This is a genomic window from Pseudonocardia tropica (genome assembly GCF_040105315.1).
GTDB lineage: Bacteria > Actinomycetota > Actinomycetes > Mycobacteriales > Pseudonocardiaceae > Pseudonocardia > Pseudonocardia alni.
The window spans coordinates 1-1587 of the sequence record NZ_JBEDNP010000079.1 but is presented as its reverse complement, the minus strand read 5'-3'; the positions used below and the strand labels follow the sequence as shown (position 1 = coordinate 1587).

Genomic DNA, 1587 nt, shown 5'->3' with positions numbered 1-1587 from the left:
CGCCACCGCGACACCGATCGCGAACAGCGTCAGCGAAGCCCACGTCATGCAGCGCTACCTGCGTCCCGACCTCCTCGAGGAGGCCGGCGTCGAGGACTTCGACTCCTGGGCCGCCACGTTCGGCGAGGTCGTGACCGGGATCGAGCTCGCCCCCGACGGCGGCAAGCCCCGGATGAAGTCCCGCTTCGCCAAGTTCAAGAACGTCCCCGAGCTCCTCCGCATGTGGCACGTCTCGGCCGACGTCAAGACCGCCGAGGACCTCGACCTCCCCGTGCCGGCGCTCAAGGCCGGCGACGACGGCCGCCGCGCGGCCGAAGCAGTGGTCGTCCCGGGATCCGCGGCGCTCGAGAACGTGGTCGCGGACCTCGTCCGCCGCGCCGAGCAGCTCCGCGGCGGCGGCGCCAGCAAGGGCAAGGAGAACATGCTGACGATCACCGGGGAAGGACGGGCCGCAGCGCTGGACCTCCGGCTCGTCGGCGCGGACACCGACGAGACCGTCAAGCTCGACGTCGCCGCCGACCGCATCGCCGGGATCTGGCGCGACCACCGCGACACCACCTACCTCAACCCCGACACCCAACAGCCCCACCCGACCCCCGGTGCGCTCCAGCTGGTGTTCTGCGACCTGGGGGTCCCCAACGACGAGGGCCGGTTCAGCGTCTACGACGACCTGCGCACCAAGCTCCACGAGCGCGGACTGCCCGAGGGCAGCGTGCGCTTCATGCACGAGGCCAACAACGACGCGGCCAAGGCAGCGATGTTCCGCGCCGCCCGCTCCGGGCAGATCGCCGTGCTCATCGGGTCCACCCAGCGGATGGGCGTCGGGACCAACGTCCAGACCCGCGCCCGCGCACTGCACCACCTCGACTGCCCCTGGCGGCCCGCCGACATCGCCCAGCGCGAGGGCCGCATCATCCGCCAGCGCAACCAGAACCCCGAGGTCGAGATCCTCCGCTACGTCACCGAGGGCAGCTTCGACGCCTACTCCTGGCAGACCGTCACCAGGAAGGCGATGTTCATTGCGCAGATGATGCGCGGCCGGCTCGACGTCCGCGAGATCGAGGACATCGGCGACGCCGCCCTGTCCTACGACGAGGTCAAGGCGCTCGCCACCGGCGACCCCCGCGTGATGGAGAAGGCCAAGGCCGACTCCGACGTCAACCGGCTCGAACGCCTCGAACGGGCCCACTACCGCAACAACGACCACCTCCGACGCACCGTCCGTGCGGCCGAGCGCACCGGAGAGGAGATCACCGACGAGCTCCGCCAGGTCGACGCCGCCGTCGCGCGCCGCACCACCACCCGCGGCGAGGCCTTCCGCGCCGAAGTCTGGGGCCACCCGTACACCTCACGCAGTGACGCCGGCCGCGCGCTGCAGGACCTGCTCCGTCCAGCGCTGACCCGGGCCAACCGCTACAGCGCCCCCACCGACGCCCGGCCCGTCGTCGAGATCGGGGGGCACACCGTCACCGCCGCGGTCCGCCCCGCCGGGGACGACATCGTCGCCGAGCTGACCCTCGTCGACGTGCCCCGCGGGACCTTCACCATCGAACGGTCCCAGTTCCTCGACGGAGACCCCACCGGACT

Annotated in this window: 1 protein-coding gene; it reads left to right on the top strand. The window is 71.7% G+C overall.

The window, feature by feature from the left end:
• The coding region (locus tag WHI96_RS27610) for a helicase-like domain-containing protein (protein ID WP_349302515.1) at window positions 1-1587 on the top strand (1587 nt) is incomplete at both ends.